Below are 18,156 nucleotides of genomic sequence, written 5' to 3'. Positions count from 1 at the left end.
GAGCGGTGTGCTCCTCGGGTGTCACAAGCCTTGTCCCAGTGAGGCGAGCAGGGCCCGCCGGTCGATCTTCCCGTTGGCGTTGAGCGGCAGTTCGCCGAGGACGGCGATGCGCCGGGGCATCATGTACGGCGGCAGTTCGCCGCCGATCGCCTCGTACAGGGCGTCCGGGGTGCGGTCGGTCCCGCTGACGGCGGCCAGCAGCTCCGGTTCGCCGTCGGCGGCGGTCGCGGCGACCACGGCGGCGTCGCGCACGCCGCCTCGGCGGCGCAGGGCGGCCTCGATCTCGCCCAGTTCCACGCGGTGGCCGCGGATCTTGACCTGGTGGTCGGTGCGGCCGAGGTGGACGAGGATGCCGCCCTGACGGGCGACCCGGTCCCCGGTGCGGTACCAGTGGCCGTCGGTGGGCGGTCCGGTGGCGGGGCGCAGCTCCTCGTCGAGGAAGCGTCCGGTGTTCTCGGCGGGGTCGAGGTAGCCGGAGAAGCGCAGTGCGCCGCGCACGCACAGTTCGCCGGTGTCGCCGGGGCCGCCGTCCTCGTCGAGCAGTACCGCTTCCACGCCCGGGTGGGGAGTTCCGATGGGGGCGGTGCCGTTCGGGGTGTCGGGCCAGTTCGCGGGGTCGTCGGGCAGGAGGTGGCCGGTGCAGGAGATGGTCGCCTCGGTGGGGCCGTACAGGACGTCGATCCGGCTGCGTGGTGCGGCCTCGCGCCATTCCCGCGCGGCCTGGAGGGGGAGGGGCTCGCCGCCGAAGACGCTCCACTCCAGCGTCGGCATCGCCCCTGGGGTGAGCGTGCCGAGGCGGGAGGCGAAGGAGATGAGGGAGGGGACGGAGAACCAGTGGGTCAGCCGCAGGGTGTTGACGGTCCTGACGGGTGACATGAGCTGGGCCCGGCGGGGCACCACGAGCGTACCGCCGGCGGCCCAGGTGACGAACAGGTCGTGCACCGAGCCGTCGAAGGTCAGCTCGAAGCACTGGGAGAGCCGGCTGCCGGGTCCGATGCCGTAGCGGCCGGCGAGGTCGTCGAGGTAGGCGCAGATGTTGCGGTGCGCGACGGGCACGCCCTTGGGGCGGCCGGTGGAGCCGGAGGTGAAGATCAGGTAGGCGGGGCTGCCGGGGGCGGCCGGTTCGTACGGCCGGGCGGGGGTGTCCGACTCGGCCCAGGCGACGGCCTCTTCGGCGGCGACGGTGACGACGGGGACGCCGACGGAGCCGATGCCCTCCTCGGCCGCGTCGGCGAGGATCAGGTCGAGCCCGGCCGAGCGGCCGATCTCCGCGATGCGGGCGTCGGGGTGCTCGGGGTTGAGGGGGACGACGGCCGCGCCCGCCCGCAGGACGGCGAGCCAGCCGACGTACGCGGGGAGGGTGCGCGACGCGAGCAGGCCGACCCGCTGCACCTGGCCGATTTTTTCGGCCAGCTCTTCGGCGGCGCGACGGAGCTGACGGTACGTCAGCTCGGTCCCGGCGACTTCCAGGGCCGTTTCGTCCGGGTACTTCTCGGCGGCCTCGGCGAACCGGCCGTACAGGTCGTACGGTCGGCTCATCGGGTGGCCGCCAGGAGGGTCCGCGTCCACGTGCGCAGTTCGCCGACGGTGCGGACCTGGCCGAGTTCCTCGGGGTCGACGTCCTGGCCGGTGCGTTTGGCGAGGTCGACGACGATGCGGAGCTTGGCGAGGGAGTCGATGCCGATGTCGGTGAGGGTGGAGTCCTCGCCGAAGCCGGTGCGGGCGTGCTCGCTCAGCACCCAGGAGGCGAGGTCGTCGCCCTCGGACCCGGCGCGCTCGCCGGTCCAGTACCGCTTGGTCTGCCAGGGATAGCCGGGTACGGGGACGTACCGGCCCTCCTTGCCGACGGCGGTCTCCCAGTCGACGTCCTCGCCGACCGTGTAGCGCGCGGCGAGTTCGGCGAGGGGGCCCTCGGCGTGGGCCGCGCCGCTGATGAGCGCGTCGCGCAGGTCCTTGTGGCCGGTGCCGACGACGGCCAGCCGGTGCCCTTCGTGGTGGTCGCGGCGCAGGGCGGCGGTGTGGCAGATGTCCCGGACCGGGTACGCGGCTCCGGCGCCGTCGGGGGCGAGGTAGCGGACGTAGGCGGCGACGAGGTCGGTGAGCGCCTCGGCGCTACGCGCGGAGAGCGCCAGCAGGTAGGGGGTGTCGTTGCCCTCGGGGTCCTCGGCGGGGGCGGGCGGGGCGGCCTCGCTGAGGACGACGTGCGCGTTGAGCGCGGCGGAACCCTGGCCGGAGACTCCGGCGTAGGCGGGGCGGCCGTCGCGTTCGGGCAGGTCGAGGGCTTCGCCGGGGACGCGGACGGGGAGGGTGTCCCAGTCGAGGTCGGGGCGCGGGGTGCTGAGGTGGAGGCTCGCGGGTATGCGGCCGTGCTCCAGGCAGAGCACCGCCTTGATGATCCCGGCCATGCCGCCGGCGGCCTCGCCGTGACCGACGTTCGTCTTCACCGAGCCGACGAGCAGCGGCCGGTCGGCCCGGCGCCCGGCGCCCAGGACCTCGCCGAGGGCGGTGAGTTCGAGGGGGTCCAGGGACGGGGAGCCGGAGCCGTGGGCCTCGACGTAGTCGACGTCGGCCGGGTTCACGCCGGCGTCCTCGTAGGCCCAGCGCAGGACGTCGAGCTGGCCCTGGAGGGAGGGGTTGAGGACGGTGTCGCTGGTGCGGCCGTCGTTGCCGACCGCGCTGCCGCGGATGACGGCGCGGATGCGGTCGCCGTCGGCCTTGGCGCGGTCGAGGCGCTTGAGGACCAGGACGCCGACCGCGTCGCCCGGCGCGTGCCCGTCGGCCGCCGCGTCGCCGAAGCGGCTGCGTCCGTCGTGGGAGTGGCCGCCGGCCTGGCTCATCACGATGGCCTCGTCGGGGCGCAGCACCAGGTTGACGCCGGCCGCGAGCGCGAGGGGGCTCTCGCCGGCGCGCAGGCTCTGCACGGCCTGGTGGACGGCGACCAGGGACGAGGAGCAGGCGGTGTCGACGACGACGCTCGGGCCGCGCAGGTCCAGGAAGTGCGAGACCCGGGCGGGCAGCAGGGAGCGGAAGTTGTTCAGCTGGGCGGCGTCGGCGCCGTCCGCCCCCTGGCGCAGGGCGATTTCGAGGTAGTCGGAGCGGGCGTTGCCGACGAAGACGCCGGTCCGGGTGCCCGCCAGTTCGGCGGCGGTGCGGCCGGCGTCCTCCAGTGCCTCCCAGGCGGTCATCAGCAGCAGGCGCTGCTGCGGGTCCAGTTGGGCCGCTTCTGCCTCGGACATGCCAAAGAAGGCGGCGTCGAACTCCCCCGCTTCCGCGACGTAGCCGGCACGGCGGGCGGTGATCCGGCCCGGGGCGCCCTTGGCGGAGTGCAGGGCGTCCGCGTCGTAGCGCTCGGCCGGGGTGTCCCCGGTGGCGTCCACACCGTCGAGCAGCAGCTCCCACAGTTCGTCGGCGCCGCCGGCGCCGGGCAGCCGGCAGGCCATGCCGATCACCGCCACGCAGCGGGCATCCGCCTCGCAGCTGTTCATGAGCTGACTCCATTTCATACTCGGCCACCGTCGTTACGCGACAGTAGTGTTGATCTTGCCCGCAGGGCGGCGAAAAGACGACGAGATCTCGGCAACACCTCAGGCCGGAGGTGCACGCCATGGGTGACGGCCGTCACCGCAGCGCGACGGCGCGCGGAGCGGTCGACGAAGTCGAAAGGACAGACCCGCGCCCGACAGGCGCGTGCCTAGGGCCTGTTCAGCCTGCGCGGACCCCCCGCTCCGCACACCGGTCCCCCACCGGAACAGCTCTTCCCCCTGCGCCGGACACGTCCCCCCTGGACGGGAACGCCGCACACCGGGCTCGACACCCCATTTTCAGACACACTTTCGATTCCTCGATGTCATGGCGAGTCGAACACGTTAGCGTCGAAAACACGCCCGTCGCACGATTGTCGTACGCCTCAACCACATCGCGCGACGGCCGCCGCAAGGAATGACGGGAAGTGATCGGCGTTGGTTGAAACACGGCGCTTTTTGGACAGAATCAAAAGTTGAGCACCCGTCAACCAGGCCCCGAAGTCCGCTTGGCAAGGGCCTCTTTCGCCAACCACCGCAGGTGACAAGCTGGTTACGCCCGGGGCTGAAGTGACCGGGATCGCCGGGGGAGGCTCCTCGCACCACGCGGAGTTCTGCTTTGATCTGATCTCATGGACTCCCTCTCACCTGAAGAACTCCGTCTGGCGGGCGAGCAGCGCCGGCTGCGGCTGCAGATTCTCGGCCTCAATGCGGTCGGCGCGGAGGCCACCTTCGACCGGGTGGCGCGGCTCGCGGCCGGGTTCAGCCAGTCGCCACTGGCCATGGTCAACTTCATCAGCGACGAGCAGCAGATGTTCCGCGGCATGTACACGCCCCCCACCGACCCGGGCGCGCGGACCGACGCGGCGGGCAACTCGGTCACCTTCGACCTCTCCAACCTCACCCGGGAGGCCCCCGGCGACTACGGCTTCTGTCCGCACGCCGTCGCGATGGGCTCCCAGCTCGCCCTCGACGACGTGTTCGACTACCCGCGCTTCAAGGGCAACGCGCTGGTCAACGACCTCGGTGTGCGCTCCTACCTCGGCACCCCGCTGCGCGACAACACCGGCATGATCCTCGGCACGGTCTGCGTGGCCGATTTCAAGCCGCGCACCTGGGACGCGGGCATCCGCGAGGGCATGAAGGAGCTGGCCGACACGCTGCTGTCGGAGTTCCGGCTGCGCGACAGCCTCCTCGCCCAGCAGCAGGAGCTGTTCGCGGTGTTCGACGGCGCGCCCTTCCCGATCATGCTGACCGAGGGCCCCGAGCACCTCCTGCGCTACGCCAACGGCAAGCAGGGCCAGGCGTTCGGCATGGTCCCGCAGTTCAGCCGGGGCCGGCACGTCCTGCCCGGGCTGGAGGCGATCGGCGTGTTCAACGCGATGGACGACGCGTTCCGCAGCGGGCAGACCACCACGCTCGGCGGCGGCCGGATCAAGACGTACGACTCGCCGTCCCCGCAGGAGTTCGACTTCCTGTGCACGCCGGTGCGCACCTCCCCCAGCGCGCCGGTCAGCGGGATACTCACGGTCGCCATGAACGCGGGCGGGCACAGCTCCGCCAAGCAGTCCCACGCGTTCGCGGCCAACGTGCAGCAGCGGTTCGAGCAGATGGGCAACGGGGCGATGAGCGGCGGCGCGACCACGCCGGTGGACTTCTTCGGTCCGCGCCACTGAGGGGCGCGGGGGTCAGCCTCGGCCGACGCGGTAGTGGTCGCCGTACACCTTCCACTCCAGGGGCGGGACCAGGTCGAGGTTGCCCGCGCGCAGGAAGAGGCGTTGCGCGGTGTCGACGCGGCTGGTGTCCCGGTGGGCGGGTTCCCGGCGCATCGCCCGGACCCGGGCGTCGAGGAAGGCGGTCAGGTACGTCCGCTCGTCGCCGCCCCTCGCGGGGGTCCTCGCGCGTGCTGTGGCCTGTTCACGGATGCCGGCGAAGCCCGACTCGCCGTGCATGACGTACGCGTCGAAGTACGCGAACTGCCCCAGCGCCCGCAGCCCGTCCGCCCTCCCCTGCCGCAGCGCCGGGGCGAAACACACCCGGTCCCGCTCGTCCTCCTGCGCACGCCGGAACACGGCGTCCCGGGCCGCGACACGCCAGTCACGCACGAAGAACGGGTCCAGCCCCCGGTGCGACGCGCCGCCCGACACGGAGCGCAGGGCCGGCAGGTACCGCGCGAGCGCGTTACGGGGCCTGCGCCTCGTGTACAGCTCGACCAGTTTCAGCATGTCGCCGGTGCCGGAGCAGAAGCCGATGATGCCGGCGGTGTAGCCGCGGCCGTCGTGGATGTCCTCGATGTAGGGGTACTGGGCACGCCAGTCCAGGGAGGAGTTCTCGGCGCTGGAGACGAGCTGGAGGGCGAGTTCTTTCTTGGCGGGGGTGTCGAGGCCGGAAGGCGCGGCCCGGAAGGACGACACGCCGAAGAAGGGGAGAACGAGGGCGCTGCGGCGGCTGATGAACGCGGGAGTGTTCACTCCGCCAACCCCGCCGCTTCGCAGAGGGCCTGGCAGTCGGGGGACGAAGTGCGGGGGACGGTCAGCGAGGTGGGCACGGTCCGTACCGTGCCCGGGTGGTGGGGGCGCTCGCAAGTCGGCGTGGCGGTGGCGTGCTTGGTGAGCGGGCGCCCCCCCCCTGCGGTCAGCGGGCCAGTGCCGCGATCTCGGCCGCGTCCAGGGTCCTGCCGTACACGCGGACGTCGTCCAGCGCGCCCTTCAGGTACGGGTCGGCGTACTGGGACCGGCCGAGGTAGGCCACGCGGATGTGGTTGCCGAAGTGGCGGGGTTCGACGGTGACGGCGGTGTTGCGGCCGGCCTCGGTGCCGTCGACGTACAGGACGGCGGTCCCGGCACCGTAGGTCACGGCGACGTGGGTCCAGCGGTCGGTGGCCAACGGGGGTGCGTCGATGCGCTGTTCGGCTCCGCCGCCGCCCGCGGTGATGGCGTACCGGAGGGTTCCGGAGTCGCTGCGCGGGGTGAGGAACATGTTCGCGGTGACGCCGGTGCCGAAGTCGAAGATCCGTGTCCACGCGGCGGGTTGGCCGGTGAGGTGGACCCATGCGGCGACGGTGTGGGCGGAGGCGCCCGCCAACAGGTCCTCGGCCAGGGCGACATGGCCGTTCACACCATCCAGGGCGACCGCGCCGCCGGTGCGCCCCTGCGTCCAGCTCGCGCCGCCCGCGAGGGTTGCCGCCTTGCCGTTGCCGGTCGCGTCGGACGCGCTCGTCCCGGACGTCTCGTCGAAGGGGTGCCAGGCGGCGAACTCCGGTGGCGGGGGCGTGGGTTCACCGGTCTGCCAGTACACGCTGTAGTGCTGGTGGTGGACGCGGGCGATCGGCAGGAGAGTGACCTGTTCACCGTCGGCCCGCGCTGTGAACCTGAGCGGGTCGGCCGACTCCCGCCGCACGGTGGGGAGTTCGAGGCGCGGCAGCCACGGGTTCGCACGGTCGCCGTACACGCCCGCGAGGACGACGGGACCGTGCAGGACCGCCTGCACCTCGGGGTCGTCGGGGGTCGCCTCGACGGTCGTGCGCAGCGGGAGGGTGACGTCGACGCGGTCGCCCGGGCGCCAGGCGCGGTCGAGGGTGAACCAGGTGCCGGGGGCCGGACGGTCGGGCAGGGTACGGCCGTTGAGGCGGACGCGGGCGCCTCGGGCCCAGCCGGGGACGCGGACGACGAGGGCGTGGCGGGCCTGTCCGGCGGTGACCGTGAGGGTGGTCGTGTCCTGGTCGGGGAGGCGGGTGGTCTGCCGCCACGTGATCCCCTTGGCCTTCCAGTCGACCTCGGACGGGATGAACAGGTTGACCAGGAGCCGCTGTTCGTCGTGGGTGTAGATGGTGTCGGCGAACTTGGCGTGGGTCTCCATGCCGGTGCCGTGGTCGCAGGAGAAGTTCGTGTAGTCGGTGGAGTAGGCGTCCTCGGGGCTCATGAAGGACGGCTGGCGTTTGGCGGAGCCGGGGGCGAGGCCGGTGTAGTAGATGTTGAAGCCGTGCGCGGAGCCGGGGTCCTGCTCGCCCAGCATCTGGTTGAACAGGGCGCGTTCGTAGTAGTCGAGCAGGTCCGTGCGGCCGGGGGCGTGGAAGTGCAGCAGCCGGGTCAGCTTCAGCATGTTGTAGCTGTTGCAGTTCTCGCAGGTGCTGTCGGACAACTGGCCCGCGATGACGTCGGGTTCGTGGAAGCCCTCGCCGTTGCTGTTGCCGCCGATGACGTAGGTGTGGTGGCCGGTGACGATCCGCCAGAAGTTCTCGCCGATCGTCCGGTACCGGACGTCGAGGCCCTCCTCCCACATCCGCAGCGCGCCGACCATCTTCGGGATCTGCGTGTTGGCGTGCAGCCCGGCGAGCCGGTCCTCGCCGCGCGCGAGGGGGTCGAACACGCGGGCGTGGGCGAAGCGTTCGGCGACGGTGAGCCAGCGGGCGTCGCCGGTGATCTCGTGCAGGTCGGCGAGGACGTCGTTCATGCCGCCGAACTCGGTGTCCAGCACCCGCTGCATCCGCTCGTACGACAGGTCCGCCGTCCGCCGGTCCACCCAGTCGCCCTTACGCAGCACCACGTCGAGGGCCTGCTCGTTGCCGGAGAGGCGGTACTGGTCGACGAGCCCGGCCATGATCTTGTGCAGCGTGTAGTACGGCGCCCAGACGCCGGTCCCCGCCTCCAGCCGGTCGAAGAAGCTCTCCGGGAACGCGGAGAGGTACCCGGCGCCGAACCCGGCCGCCGGTGACGCGGCCTGACACTCGGCCAGCGCGGCGACCAACCGGCGCCCCTTGTCACGGAGTCCGGTGTCGCCGGTGTTCGCGTGGGTGAGGGCGAGGCCGGAGAGGAGGTGGCCGGTGGAGTGGCCGCGCAGTTCGACGCCCGGGCCCTCCCAGCCGGAGCAGGGCTGCGCGGTGGACGGCAGACCGCCGTTCAGGCGGAACGTGTGGAGCAGGCGGTCGAGGTCGACGAAGCGCAGGTAGGCCGTGTTGCGGCGCTGGTTGTCGCGGAACGGTCCGTCGAGGAGATGGACGTCGGTGAGCGGGAAGGGACTTGCCGAGGTGCCGGGAGCCGCGTGCGCTGTGGCCGTGGGGATGCCGGTCAGCGTCAGGGCGCTCGCCGCCACGAGGAACGGGCGTCTGCCTAGGGGGGTCAACGAAGCCTCCGCCGTACGGTTCGAAATACCGGATATCGGGCGATTCGCTGTGCGGGGTCCACGGTAGGCATCGGGCCGGTGGTGTCAACGGGGTCAGGGAGGCATGGGTGATTTCCGGTCTCCGGGGTCGGCGATCGGTCGTTGCGCTGCCTGTCAGTACGGGCCCGGAGCGCGGCCTGTTCAACGCCAACTGCGGTTTCCCGGACGGAATTTCCGACACTCGTGGGCAGAAGCGCACAACTGGCGGAGCGATTCGGAGGGAAGTGACACTCGACCGTGCGAGAGCGGTCGATGACGGTGTGTACTGTGCTGCGAGTGCCCCACCGGGGCGCTGGTGACCTCTTCCCCTGCCCGTGTGTTCTCGTCGGGCGCCCGGCCCTTCCTGGATACCGATTCGATGATCGAACTACCGGACCTGGCCGTCGGTGGTCTCGCCGCCGGCACGTTGTCCGCGCTCGTTCTGGGCGGCGGCCTGCTGCGCGCCAGACGCAGGCAGACTCGGCAGCGGGCCGAGATCGCCGCGTTGCGCACCCAACTCGACGGTTCCGTGCGGGCGTTCACCGCCGAGGTAGAGCACCTCGCCGGGGCGCGGTTGCCCGCCGCCGCACGCCGGATCTCCCATCCGCACCTGGAGATACCCGGCCCGCTCCAGCCGCTCACCGTCGGCACGCCCCTCGGGCTCGCGCTGGAGAAGGTCCTGGAGGCGCTGCGCGTCGAGGTCACCGCCCAGCGCAACCGGGTCGACGCGGCGGCGCAGGCCGGGATGCGGGGCGCGACCCGCGAGATCCAGGCCGCGCTCTACCGGCTCCAGGACGCCCTGCGCGGACTCCAGCAGCAGTACGACGAACCGGAGTTGGCGCAGACCCTGTTCCGGCTCGACCACGAGAACGAGCAGTCGCTGCGGCGGGCCCAGGTGACGGCCGTGGTGTGCGGGGCGTGGGTGGGGCTCGCGCGGGAGGAGTCGCACCTCGTCGACGCGGTGACCGGAGGGCAGGCCCGGCTCGCCGGGTACCACCGGGTCGCCGTCCACAACCACCTCGAACCCGGTACCGCGCTCGTCTCGCACGCGGTCGAGCCGGTCGCCATCATCGTCGCCGAACTGCTCGACAACGCGCTGCGGCACTCCGCGCCGGACACCGACGTCGTCGTGGGACTGGAACACGTCCACCACGGGGTGTGCGTGACCATCGACGACGCGGGCGTCGGCATGACGCGGGACGAACGGGAGCGGGCGCAGCGGTTCGTCGCCGGGGACGCGCCGATCCACCTCACGGAACTCGGCGACCCGCCGCGCATGGGCCTCGCCGCGATCGGCCGCCTGACCCGGCAGTTCGAGCTGGCCGTCGACCTGACGTCCGCGTCGCCGTACGGCGGGGTACGCGCGGTCCTGCGCATCGGCACGCACCTGCTGACCCGCCTCGACCCGACGCGCCGCCCCCCGTCGGTGAGCGCACCCCGGACGACCCGCAAACACCCCGAGGCCCGGGAGACACCCGGCACGGCGCCGACGGCATCCACGCCGACCGCTCCGCACCGAACCGCATCCGCACCGACCGCCCCGTCCTCTCCGCATCCAGCGGCATCCGCAGCGCACCAAACGGCATCCGCGCCGCGCCCACCGGCACCGGCACCGGCACCGGCCACCGCACCGCCCTCAGCGGCCCGGCCCATGCCTCCGGCCCCACCAACGCCGACGCCTCCCCCGTCGCCCCCGGCCCCGTCGGCACCCTCGCAGCCGACACCGCACCCGGCCCCCGCCACGGCCCACCCGTACCTCACCACCCCCACACCCCCCGACATCCCGGACGACGACTTCGACTTCGGCGACCTCCCGCAGCGCCGCCGCCGCAACCGCACCGCCCGCCCCGCCCCCAGCGGCAGCACCCCGCAGGGCCCGGTAGGCGGCCAGGAGTGGTCCTCGCCCCGGCACCCCGCGCGCACCCCGGAGGAGTCGGCGGCAGCGCTCGGCGCCCTCCAGTCGGGCACGGCGGCGGCCCGCTCGGGCCGGGACGGCACGGCGGCCTCGCCGCAGGACCACTGGACCGCGACGGCACGGGACGGCTCCAGCACCGAGACCCTCCGCCTCACCCCGACCCCCGACTGGGACCACACCCCCGCCCAGCCGATCCCCCGCCCGCCCGTCACCCCGGACCCGGCGGACGACTGGTCCAACGACGACACCCCGCCACCCCCGGTCTGGGCCTCCCCGGATCTCGACCCGCCCGAGGACCCGGCGATGGACGAGACCCACGAGTGGCCTCAGGTCGCCGTCCCCACCCCCGAGGACGACACCCACGACCGCCCCGTCACCGACGGCACGTCGTACGACTGGTCCCGCGTCACCACGCCCCTCACGGAACCGGAACCGGAACGGGAACCCGAGACGGAGCTTGAACAGGAACCGGAAGCAGCACCCGGCCCCGGAGTCGCCCCCGACCCCGAACCCGAGTTCGTGCCGTTCTCCCTGTTCGAGCCCGCCCCCCGGCCCGCCCCCACGCACGAGCCCGACCCCCACCTAGACTTCGAGCGGACCGAACGACAAGGAGGCCCCACGCGATGACCACTCCCGAGACGGGTGACAACACGGCCTGGGTGCTGGAGCCGATTCTTGAGGTGCCGCAGGTGATCGCGGCGGTGATCCTGACCCGCGACGGCCTGATCACCGGCTACACGGACGCCCTCTCGCAGCCCTCGGCGGAGCGCGTCGCGGCGATCACGAGCACCGTGCAGGGCGCCTGCCGCACGGCCGCCGCCGCGTTCGCGGACGCGGAACGGGCCGTCGTACGGCAGGTGGTGATCGAGTCGGACCACGGGTACGTGCTGATCGTGCCGACGGATCACGGGACCTGTGTCGCCGCGTACGGCACCGTGGACGTACGCCTGGATCTGCTGGCGCACCGCGTGCACTCGCAGGTCGCGCGGCTCGGCGAGAAGGCCATGGCGGCCGTACCCCGAGGAGCCGACGACGCCGGACCCGCGTGACGGGGCGTCCGCCCGGCCGGCCCCTGGTGCCCGCCTACCTGTCCACCGGCGGGGTCGCCCGCCCGAGCCGTCCCCGTCTTGAACGGCTCACCGTCCTGGCCCGCGACCCGTCGATGCCGCTCCCCGAAGGGCTCTCGGCGGCCGAACTCGCCGTGCTGGACGCGCTGTCGGGGGGTGCGCTGGCGCTCGTGGAGGTGGCGGCGGTGCTCCGGCTGCCCGTGTCGGCGGTGCGGGTGCTGATCGCCGGTCTGCTGGACAGGGAGCTGCTGCTCGCCCGTGCCCCGGTCGCGTCCGCCGCGCACTACGACCCCGACCTGCTGAAGAGAGTGGCCGATGGCCTCCGCGCCCTCAAGCGTTAGCCCCCCGCATCTCCCGGACAGCGCACAGGAGTTGGTGAAGATCCTGGTCGCGGGCCCGTTCGGGGTCGGCAAGACCACGCTCATCGACTCCGTCTCCGAGATCACGCCGCTGCACACGGAGGAGCGCCTCACGCAGGCGTCCGCGCACGTCGACGACCTCGCGGGGGTGCGGGACAAGACGACGACCACGGTCGCGATCGACTTCGGCCGCATCAGCCTGCCGGGCGGGGTGGTGCTGTACCTGTTCGGCACTCCGGGCCAGGAGCGGTTCCGTGAGCTGTGGGAGGACATCTCGTACGGCGCCCTCGGCGCGCTGGTGCTGGTGGACAGCCGCCGGATCGGGGCGTCGTTCGACGTGCTCGGGCTGGTGGAGGACAGCGGGCTGCCGTACGCGGTCGCGATCAACGCGTTCCCCGACTCCCCCCGCCACCACACGCACGAGCGGCTGCGGCGCGCGCTGGACCTGGAGGCGGGCACGCCGATGGTGACGTGCGACGCGCGGGACGCGAACTCCTCGATCGACGCGCTGCTCGCGCTCGTCGACCACCTCGTCTCCAGGGAGCCCCGGTGACCACCTATCCCCCGGACCAGCGCGACTTCTCCCGCTCCGCCCCCGTGCGGCTGTGGGAGGACGACTTCGCGGCGGATCCGCACCGCTACTACGCGGCCCTGCGCGCGCAGGGCCCGGTCGGCTGGGCCGAACTGGCGCCCGGGATCACGGCGTTCGTGGTGACGGACCGGCGGGCGGCGCTGGAGATCCTGCACGACGACGCGACGTTCTCGCACGACCCGCGCGCCTGGGAGACGACCGTCCCGGTGGACTCGCCGGTGCTGGGCATGATGCGCTGGCGGCCCAACGCCCTGTTCTCCGACGGCGCGGCCCACGTCCGCTACCGCCGTACCCTCCTCGACGTGTTCGACATGGTCGAGCCGCACGACCTGCGGGCCCGCGTGCACCGGGCGGTACGGCTCGTGGTGGGCCGGATCGGGCCGCGCGGTGAGGCCGACCTGGTCGAGGAGTTCGCGCGCCCGCTGCTGGCGCTGGTCTTCAACGACCTGTTCGGGCTGCCCGACAGCCAGGGCGACCGGCTGCACCGGGGCCTGGCGCGGATGATGGAGGGCGGCCCGGAGGCGGCGGCCGGTGAGGCGGAGTACGCCGGGTACGTCCTGGACCTGGTCGCGGCGAAGGCAGAGAACCCCGGCGAGGATCTGCCGAGCCGTCTCCTGGACCATCCCCTCGGGCTGACCGAGGAGGAGGTCACCTGGCAGGTGTTCCTGACGCTGGGCGCCGGGATCGAGCCGACGGCGAACCTGGTCTCCAACACCCTGTCGCGCATCCTGGGCAACGACCTGTACTACTCGACGCTCACCAGCGGCGCCCGCCCGGTGATGGACGCGGTGGTGGAGGTCCTGCACCACGAGACGCCGCTCGCCAACTACGGCGTCTACTACGCGCGCGAGCCGGTCGCCTTCCACGGCGTGTGGCTGCCGGAGACGGTCCCGGTGGTCGTGTCGTACGGCGCGCTCGGTCACTTCGCGGAGCGCGAGGTGACCGGCGGGCGGCATCCCTCGGACGCCTCGCACCTGTCGTGGGGCGCGGGCCCGCACGCCTGTCCGGTCAAGCAGCACACGCTGCTCATCGTCACCGAGGCCATCGAGCGCCTGACGCAGTGGCTGCCGGACCTCGAACCGGTGCTGCCGCGCGAGCGGCTCGCCTGGCGGCCGGGCCCGTTCCACCGGTCCCTGCGGGCCCTGCCCGTCCGTTTCACCCCTCGCAGTCCCGACCAGCCTGGAGATCCCACGTGACCATGACCGACCGCATCGCGATCGACCCGTTCGGCGCCGACATCCCCGCCGAGTCCGCGCGGTTACGCGCCCTGGGCCCGATCGTGCCGGTGGAGCTCCCCGGCGGGATCCCGGCGTGGGCGCCGACCGGGTACGACACGCTGAAGGAGCTGCTCCTCGACCCGAGGGTCAGCAAGGACCCGCGCAGACACTGGCGGCTGTGGCCCGAGGTCCCCGAACACCCGTCCTGGGGCTGGGTGCTGGGCTGGGTCGGCGTCGTCAACATGCTCTCGACGTACGGCGAGGACCACACGCGCCTGCGCAGACTGGTCGCGCCGAGCTTCACGGCGCGCCGTACGGAGTCGCTGCGGTCGCGCGTCGAGGCGATCACGACGGAGCTGCTGGACGCCCTGGAGGGCGCGGACGCCGTCGATCTGCGGGCGGCGCTGGCGCATCCCCTGCCGATGCGGATCATCTGCGAACTGTTCGGTGTCCCCGAGGAGTTGAGGGATGCGACGGGCCGGCTGATCGCGGCCATCATGGACACCTCGGACCCCTCCCCCGAGCACGCGGCGTTCGTGCAGGAGCAGATCGGCGCGGTCCTCGGCACGCTCATCGTCCGCAAGCGGGAGGAGCCTGGCGACGACATGACGACCGAGCTGATCCGGATGCGCGACGAGGACGGCGACCGGCTCAGCGACGAGGAGCTCCTGTACACGCTGCTGCTGGTGATCGGCGCGGGCTTCGAGACGACCGTGAACCTGATCGGCAACGCGGTCGTGGCCCTGCTGCGCCACCCCGGGCAGCTCGCGGCCGTCCGCGCCGGAGAGCTGTCCTGGGACGGCGTGATCGACGAGACGCTCCGCGTGCACCCGTCGATCGCGTCCCTGCCGCTGAGGTTCGCGGTGGAGGACCTGACGGTCGGCGAGGTGACGGTCCCGGCCGGGGACGCGATCCTGACGACGTACGCGGCGGCCGGCGTCGACCCGGCGCACTACGGCGGTGACGCGGACGTCTTCGACGCGGCGCGCGGCGCGGACGACCACCTGGCGTTCGGGCTCGGTGTGCACCGCTGCATCGGGGCGCCGCTGGCCCGCATGGAGGCGTCGTACGCGCTGGCCGCGCTGTTCGCGCGGTTCCCGGAAGTGGCGCTGGAGAAGGACGACTTGAAGCAGGTGCCGTCGTTCATCGCGTTCGGGTGGCAGGAGATCCCGGTGCGGCTGCGGGGGTGACTTCGTGGGGTGCGACCGGTCCCCCGTCCTGGTCGCACCCCGATGGTCTGTGAACGTACACACCGGGGTACCGGGTGTGCATCGCACGGGTGCCCGGCCGGGGCTCACCTGTGCACAGGGCCGTCCGGTTCGTCCGGGTTCGCCGGGCCGGGGACGTCTCCCGTGACGAGGTGGGCGAGCACCACTTCGTACAGGTCACCGCCCGGCGCGAGGAGTTGGCGCTCCAGGACGGGTTCGGCGCTGCGGACGTGGTCGCGGACGGTCTGCGGGTGGATGCCGAGGGCGTCGGCGGCGCGTTCGGCGTTGCCCTGGGCGGCGATCCAGGCGCGCAGGGTGCCGCGCAGGTCGCGGGGGTCGGCGTCGAGGCGGGCGAGGAGGGTGTGCGCCCAGGTGCGCAGGGCGGGGGCGGTGAGAAGGTCGTCCAGGGTCGCCCGGGGCGCGGGTTCGACCGGTGAGTCGTGGTGGGCGAGGGCGAGGTGGAGGGCGGCGCGGGAGGGCAGGTCGGAGAGGTCGGTGCCGAGGAGGGACTCGACGCGTTCCATGCGGGCGCGCACGGTGTTGCGGCTGACGCCGAGGATGCGGGCGGCGCGGACGGCGGTGAACTCCAGGCCGAGGCGGGTGGTGGCGACGAGTTCGGCGCGCACGTGGTGCGGGAGGCGGTCGAGGGGGCTCAGCAGGTCCAGGGCCCACGCGTTGAGGTCCTGGGGGTCCATCAGGCGGCGGGGGTGGGTGCGTTCGGTGTAGATGGCGGTGCGGTCGGGGTGGAAGCGGGCGACCGCGAGGGCGCTGGCCGCCTGGCCGTACGCGGTCGCGGTGCGGGCGAGGGCCTGCGGGACGCTGCCGCCGAGGTAGGTGCCGGGGCGGCGGGCGGGCAGGGCGCGCAGCCCGGCGTCCGCGCTCCCGTCGGGGACGACGATGATGACCTGCGGGTCCATCGCCGGGCAGCGGACGACGAGGGCGGCGTCGCGGGTGGCGGTGAGGATGTCCTCGGCGAGCCGGTCGCGGTCCTCGACGGTGGACTCGGCGATGTAGACGCGCGCGGTCTCGACGTCCAGGAGCCCCGGCCACAGGCCCGCCGCGACCCGGCGCGCGGCGACGGTGTCCTCGACCATCAGCAGCTGAAGGATCGCGAGCCGCAGATCGGCCGCCGCCCGGCGCAGCCGGCGTTCGGTGGCGTCGGCCTCGCGGGTGCGCAGGACGGCTTCGAGGACGGCGGCGGTGTGCGCGACGACGTCGGAGGCGCGCGGGTCGAAGGGGGCCCGGCGGGCGACGGCGAGGAGCCAGGGGTGCGCGGGGCCGGGCCGTACGACTCTGACGAGCCGCAGATACCGGCCGTCCCCCTCCCAGGAGGCGGCGGCGATGCGTCCGCCGAGGACGTCGGCGGCGGGCGTGCCGTCCACGGGCAGGGGGGTCCCGGCGACCGGGGTGCCGGTGTCGTCGCACAGACAGACGTCGGCGTCGAGCGTGCGGGCCAGCCAGTTCACGGTGGACCGGACGCCGTGTCCGGCCGTGGGTCTGAGCAGCGCGAGAAGTTCCTCGGCCCAGCGTGTGCCGCCCGCGTCGCCGGCCGCCATGCGCATACCCTCCCTCTCGCCGACCTGGGACGTTACACGGGTCCGCGCGTCGGCGTCCGGGGCGAGGGCGGCATAGGGTCACCCCATGGCGAAGTACTACGACGTGCACCCCGACAACCCTCAGCCGCGCACCATCTCGCAGATCGCGGACGCCGTCCGGGGCGGCGCCCTGATCGCGTACCCCACGGACTCCTGCTACGCGCTGGGCTGCAAGCTCGGCAGCAAGGAGGGCACCGACCGGATCCGGACCATCCGCAAGCTGGACGACCGGCACCACTTCACGCTGGTGTGCCAGGACTTCGCGCAGCTCGGCCAGTTCGTGCAGATCGACAACAACGTGTTCCGGGCCATCAAGGCGTCCACGCCCGGGAGTTACACCTTCATCCTGCCGGCGACCCGCGAGGTGCCCCGGATGCTCCAGCACCCCAAGAAGAAGACGGTGGGCGTGCGCATCCCGGACCACACGGTCACCCAGGCGCTGCTGGCGGAGCTGGGCGAGCCGCTGCTGTCCAGCACGCTGCTGCTGCCGGGCGAGGACGAGCCGATGACGCAGGGCTGGCAGATCAAGGACGAGCTGGACCACGTCCTGGACGGGGTGCTGGACTCCGGGGAGTGCGGGACCGAGCCGACGACGGTGGTGGACTTCTCGGAGGGCGAGGCGCAGATCGTGCGGTACGGGGCGGGGGACGCGTCACGGTTCGAGTAAAGGGCGGTTCATGAGGTGAGGGGCGCCGTCCGGGGCGTTGGTTGAAACATGCAACGCTTCCGGTCATGACCTTTGTACTTGGAACGTCAGTCGACATCACCACCGAGGACGGCGTCGCCGACGCCTATTTCGTCCACCCGGCCGAGGGCGGCCCGCACCCGGCCGTGCTGTTCTACCAGGACGCGTTCGGGCTGCGCCCGCACCTGCGGGGCATGGCGGACCGGATCGCGGCCGAGGGGTACGCCGTGCTGGTCCCGAACGTGTTCTACCGGCACGGCCGCACCCCGGTCTTCGACCTCCCCGAGTTCATCGACCCGCAGGCCCGCCCGGAGGTCTTCGGCGCGATCTGGCCGGTCGTCCAGTCCCTCACGCCGGAGCCGGCGATGAAGGACGCGGGCGCCTGGCTGCGCTGGCTGGCGGAGAACCCGGCCGTCCTGGACGGTCCGGTCGGTCTGACCGGCTACTGCATGGGCGCGCGTCTGTCGCTGCTGACGGCGGGCACCTACCCGGAGCGGGTCGCCGCGGCGGCCGGCTTCCACGGCGGACGGCTCGTCACGGACGGCCCCGACAGCCCGCACCTGCTCGCCGGGAACATCACGGCCGAGGTGTACTTCGGCCACGCCGACAACGACGACTCCCTCACCCCCGAGAACGCCCGCGTCCTGGAGGAGGCGTTCACCGCCGCCGGTGTCCGCCACCGCACGGAGTTCTACGAGGGTGCCGCGCACGGCTACACGCAGGCCGACACGGCGGCGTACCACAAGGAGGGCGACGACCGGCACTGGGCCGCGCTGCTCGACCTCCTGGGCCGCACCTTCGCCTGAGCCTCTGAAGCGGGGCGCTCGCGGCACCGTCCTCCGCGAGCGCCCCTGTCCG

14 protein-coding genes are annotated in these 18,156 nt (G+C 72.8%); 9 read left to right on the top strand and 5 right to left on the bottom strand.

The features are described from left to right. Nucleotides 1–21: 21 nt before the first annotated feature. Nucleotides 22–1,539, bottom strand: coding sequence for an amino acid adenylation domain-containing protein (locus tag ACQCO7_RS41255; protein ID WP_464076639.1), 1,518 nt, complete (start codon nucleotides 1,537–1,539; stop codon nucleotides 22–24). Continuing rightward, nucleotides 1,536–3,485 (bottom strand): beta-ketoacyl synthase N-terminal-like domain-containing protein, encoded by a 1,950-nt coding sequence (locus ACQCO7_RS41250; protein WP_464076638.1) that lies wholly within the window; start codon nucleotides 3,483–3,485, stop codon nucleotides 1,536–1,538. Before ACQCO7_RS41250 ends, ACQCO7_RS41255 begins: the two co-directional genes overlap by 4 nt. A 668-nt stretch (nucleotides 3,486–4,153) precedes the next feature. Between ACQCO7_RS41250 and ACQCO7_RS41245 the strand changes: the two genes are divergently transcribed. Further along, the gene (locus tag ACQCO7_RS41245) at nucleotides 4,154–5,197 is read left to right on the top strand and encodes a GAF domain-containing protein (RefSeq protein ID WP_010357331.1); all 1,044 of its coding nucleotides are present in this window, start codon (nucleotides 4,154–4,156) and stop codon (nucleotides 5,195–5,197) included. A 12-nt stretch (nucleotides 5,198–5,209) separates the two neighbouring features. Here ACQCO7_RS41245 and ACQCO7_RS41240 read toward each other — a convergent pair whose 3' ends face one another. Continuing rightward, nucleotides 5,210–5,974: a chitosanase gene (locus ACQCO7_RS41240; protein WP_464077423.1), complete on the bottom strand. Its 765-nt coding sequence runs from the start codon at nucleotides 5,972–5,974 to the stop codon at nucleotides 5,210–5,212. A 181-nt stretch (nucleotides 5,975–6,155) separates the two neighbouring features. Then, nucleotides 6,156–8,642, bottom strand: coding sequence for a glycoside hydrolase family 127 protein (locus tag ACQCO7_RS41235; protein WP_464076637.1), 2,487 nt, complete (start codon nucleotides 8,640–8,642; stop codon nucleotides 6,156–6,158). Between the two features lie 397 nt (nucleotides 8,643–9,039). Between ACQCO7_RS41235 and ACQCO7_RS41230 the strand changes: the two genes are divergently transcribed. From ACQCO7_RS41230 to ACQCO7_RS41205, 6 genes are read left to right on the top strand one after another with little or no spacing between them, the layout of a single operon-like run. Continuing rightward, nucleotides 9,040–11,202: an ATP-binding protein gene (locus tag ACQCO7_RS41230; RefSeq protein ID WP_464076636.1), complete on the top strand. Its 2,163-nt coding sequence runs from the start codon at nucleotides 9,040–9,042 to the stop codon at nucleotides 11,200–11,202. After that, complete coding sequence (locus ACQCO7_RS41225) at nucleotides 11,199–11,624, top strand: roadblock/LC7 domain-containing protein (protein ID WP_409113847.1); 426 nt, start codon at nucleotides 11,199–11,201, stop codon at nucleotides 11,622–11,624. Before ACQCO7_RS41230 ends, ACQCO7_RS41225 begins: the two co-directional genes overlap by 4 nt. Then, nucleotides 11,621–11,983, top strand: a complete 363-nt coding sequence (locus ACQCO7_RS41220) for a DUF742 domain-containing protein (RefSeq protein WP_464076635.1) — start codon at nucleotides 11,621–11,623, stop codon at nucleotides 11,981–11,983. The genes ACQCO7_RS41225 and ACQCO7_RS41220 overlap by 4 nt, the downstream gene beginning before the upstream one ends. Continuing rightward, complete coding sequence (locus tag ACQCO7_RS41215) at nucleotides 11,958–12,554, top strand: GTP-binding protein (RefSeq protein ID WP_464076634.1); 597 nt, start codon at nucleotides 11,958–11,960, stop codon at nucleotides 12,552–12,554. The genes ACQCO7_RS41220 and ACQCO7_RS41215 overlap by 26 nt, the downstream gene beginning before the upstream one ends. Next, nucleotides 12,551–13,789: a cytochrome P450 family protein gene (locus tag ACQCO7_RS41210; protein ID WP_464076633.1), complete on the top strand. Its 1,239-nt coding sequence runs from the start codon at nucleotides 12,551–12,553 to the stop codon at nucleotides 13,787–13,789. The genes ACQCO7_RS41215 and ACQCO7_RS41210 overlap by 4 nt, the downstream gene beginning before the upstream one ends. After that, nucleotides 13,786–15,000 (top strand): cytochrome P450 family protein, encoded by a 1,215-nt coding sequence (locus ACQCO7_RS41205; RefSeq protein ID WP_464076632.1) that lies wholly within the window; start codon nucleotides 13,786–13,788, stop codon nucleotides 14,998–15,000. Before ACQCO7_RS41210 ends, ACQCO7_RS41205 begins: the two co-directional genes overlap by 4 nt. Before the next feature lie 104 nt (nucleotides 15,001–15,104). Here ACQCO7_RS41205 and ACQCO7_RS41200 read toward each other — a convergent pair whose 3' ends face one another. Continuing rightward, nucleotides 15,105–16,580 (bottom strand): helix-turn-helix domain-containing protein, encoded by a 1,476-nt coding sequence (locus ACQCO7_RS41200; RefSeq protein WP_464076631.1) that lies wholly within the window; start codon nucleotides 16,578–16,580, stop codon nucleotides 15,105–15,107. A 79-nt stretch (nucleotides 16,581–16,659) separates the two neighbouring features. On the opposite strand from ACQCO7_RS41200, the gene ACQCO7_RS41195 reads away from it, so the two are divergent. Together ACQCO7_RS41195 and ACQCO7_RS41190 are read left to right on the top strand one after the other, a co-directional pair. Next, nucleotides 16,660–17,280 carry an L-threonylcarbamoyladenylate synthase gene (locus tag ACQCO7_RS41195; RefSeq protein WP_010357318.1) on the top strand — a complete coding sequence of 207 codons (621 nt, stop codon included), beginning with the start codon at nucleotides 16,660–16,662 and terminating at the stop codon, nucleotides 17,278–17,280. Nucleotides 17,281–17,345: 65 nt separating this feature from the next. Beyond that, entirely contained in the window at nucleotides 17,346–18,104 is a 759-nt protein-coding gene (locus ACQCO7_RS41190) for a dienelactone hydrolase family protein (RefSeq protein WP_464076630.1), read from the top strand. Nucleotides 18,105–18,156: the final 52 nt, after the last annotated feature.

The sequence above is a fragment of the Streptomyces saintjeani genome (genome assembly GCF_055409605.1).
The sequence above is the reverse complement of the archived record's forward strand: the minus strand, read 5'-3'. Positions and strand labels throughout refer to the sequence as shown.